Source organism: Nocardia sp. NPDC004260, from assembly GCF_053603155.1.
In genome coordinates this window covers 1-2693 of the sequence record NZ_JBSGEZ010000218.1, presented here as the reverse complement: position 1 = coordinate 2693, position 2693 = coordinate 1, and the positions used below count along the sequence as shown (strand labels likewise).

At 70.6% G+C, this 2693-nt stretch carries 2 protein-coding genes; both read left to right on the top strand.

Translation table 11 applies throughout. The features are described 5' to 3' along the window. Window positions 1-144: 144 nt before the first annotated feature. The gene (locus tag ACWEO7_RS39030) at window positions 145-1386 is read left to right on the top strand and encodes a M20 family metallopeptidase (RefSeq protein WP_452430819.1); all 1242 of its coding nucleotides are present in this window, start codon (window positions 145-147) and stop codon (window positions 1384-1386) included. A gap of 116 nt (window positions 1387-1502) precedes the next feature. Beyond that, a complete protein-coding gene (locus ACWEO7_RS39025) occupies window positions 1503-2645 on the top strand; it encodes a M20 family metallopeptidase (RefSeq protein ID WP_450026263.1) in 1143 nt (380 codons plus the stop codon). Window positions 2646-2693: the final 48 nt, after the last annotated feature.

Below are 2693 nucleotides of genomic sequence, written 5' to 3'. Positions count from 1 at the left end.
CGAAGGAGCAAGCGGCGGCCGCGCAAACGCGAGCCACAAAGGGGCCGCGAACACGCCGCGACGAAGTCGCGGCCAAAACCAGCACAGCCGCGAACACGCCGCGCGAAAGCGCGGCAAATCGAACACAGTGCGAGACTGTGTTGCATGCCACCATCGCGCAGCGGGCGCCAGGAAGCGCAGCACGACGGCAACGCAGTCTGCGAGGTCGACGCCACCGCTCGCGGTGACGCCGCCATTCGCGCCGCGTCCGCCGAGCTGATCGCGCTCTCGCACGCGATTCACGAGGAACCGGAGCTGGCGTTCGAGGAGACCCGCAGCGTCGCCAAGACGATCGCGCCGCTGGCCGGGCGCGGTTTCGAGATCGAGCTGGGCGTGGCCGAGCTGCCCACGGCCTTCCGCGCGCGCTACGGCAGCGGCGCGCTGACCGTCGGCATCTGCGCCGAATACGACGCGTTGCCCGAGATCGGCCACGCCTGCGGGCACAACGTCATCGCCGCCTCCGCGGTGGGCGCGGCGCTGGGTCTCGCCGAGGTCGCGGACGAACTGGATCTCACCGTGCTGGTGTTCGGCACACCGGCCGAGGAGAGCGGCGGCGGCAAGGTGCTCATGCTGGAACGCGGCGTGTTCGACGACGTCGCGATGGCGATGATGGTGCATCCGGGTCCGCTCGACATCGTCGGCGCCCGCTCGCTGGCTCTGGCCGACGTGTCGGTGGTCTTCCACGGGCGGGAGGCGCATGCGAGCGCGGCGCCGGAGCAGGGCCGCAACGCGGGCGACGCGGTCACCGTCGCGCAGGTGGCCCTTGGGTTGCTGCGGCAACATTTCCTGCCCGGCCAGCAACTGCACGGTATAGTCGGCGACGGTGGCGTAGCTCCCAACATCGTGCCCGGACGTGCGGAACTGCTGTATTACCTACGCGCAGTCGACTCCGCATCCCTCGACGATCTGATGCGACGAGCGTCGGCTTGCTTCGAGGCGGGCGCCCTCGCGACCGGCTGCACCCACGAAATCCGGACGCTCGCGCCGACGTATACCGAGCTGACCCCGGATCCGGACTTGTTGCTCGTCTATCGCGAGCAGCTCACCGGATTGGGACGCGTGCCGCTCGCTCCGGAGTTCGAGGCGCAGCGGCCGCTGGGCAGCACCGACATGGGAAACGTCACCAATGTCATTCCGGGCATTCACCCGGTCATCGGCATCGACGCCGGTGGTGCGGTGACACATCAGCCAGGCTTCGCCGCGGCCAGCGTCAACGCCTCGGCGGATCGTGCGGTCCTCGACGGCGCGCTCGCGCTCACGCGTACCGCAATCGCCGTCGCCCGCGATGACATCCATAGAGACAGGTTGTTGCAACGGCTAGTTCAACGACAGGAGGACATTCGGTGAGCACAACCGGCCGTTCTGCGGCGCCGGCGACGGGCCCGGCAGCGGGCATCGGTGTGGCCACGGAGGGCCCCGGCGGCTCCGCAGTGTCGGAAACCGGGGGATCAGGGCGGGAAGCGGTGGAGTCGTGGCTGGCCGATCACACGGTCGACCTCGTCCAGTGGCGCAGGCACATCCACGCCAACCCGGAACTGTCCCGTACCGAGTTCGGCACCACCGAGTTCGTCTCGGCGTGGCTGACCAAGGCGGGATTGACGCCGCAGGTGCTGCCCGGCGGCACCGGCCTGATCTGTGACCTCGGACCGGACGGACCGCGGGTCGGCCTGCGCGCCGACATGGACGCGCTGCCGCTGCAGGAGTTCACCGGACTGCCCTTCGCGTCGACGGTCCCCGGCGTGTCGCACGCCTGCGGCCACGACGCGCACACCACCATCCTGCTCGGCACGGCGCTGGCCCTGGCCGAGGTGCCGGAGCTGCCGGTCGGCGTGCGGCTGGTCTTCCAGCCCGCCGAGGAGGTCATGCCGGGAGGCGCGATCGACGTGGTCGCCGCAGGCGCGATGACCGGGGTGGAGCGAATCTTCGCGTTGCACTGCGACCCGCGCTTGGAGGTCGGCCGGATCGGCATCCGCGTCGGCGCGATCACCTCCGCCGCCGACACCATCGAGCTGGTGCTCGACTCGCCCGGCGGCCATACCTCGCGTCCGCACCTGACCAGCGACTTGGTCTACGCCATCGGCACGGTCATCACGGGCCTGCCCGGCCTGCTCAGCCGCCGCATCGACCCGCGCACCAGCACCGTGATGGTGTGGGGCGCGGTGAGCGCGGGGAAGGCGCCGAACGCCATTCCGCAGACCGGCATGCTCACCGGCACCATCCGCACCGGAGACCACGCGACCTGGTCGTTGCTGGAGCCGATGGTGCGGGAGATCGTCGACGGCCTGCTCGCCCCGACAGGCGTGCGCTACCAGCTGAACTACCGGCGCGGCGTGCCGCCCGTGGTCAACGACGAGCACTCCACCCGCATCTTCGAGGACGCCATTCGCGCACTCGGCCCCGACGCGCTGGCCGACACTCCGCAGTCCGGCGGCGGCGAGGACTTCTCCTGGTATCTGGAGGAGGTGCCGGGCGCGATGGCGCGCCTGGGCGTCTGGTCCGGCGAGGGAGAGCAGCTGGATCTGCACCAGCCGACCTTCGACATCGACGAGCGGGCGCTCGCGGTCGGCGTTCGGGTGCTGAGCAACCTCGCGCTCGGCGCGAGCTGAGTTCTTCGTCACACCGGTAGCGGCGTGGGGGGGGGGGGGGGGGGGGCG

Coding starts and splice junctions, on each gene's coding strand:
- ACWEO7_RS39030 (WP_452430819.1), top strand. CDS start 145: ATGCCACCATCGCGCAGCGGGCGCCAGGAAGCGCAGCACGACGGCAAC.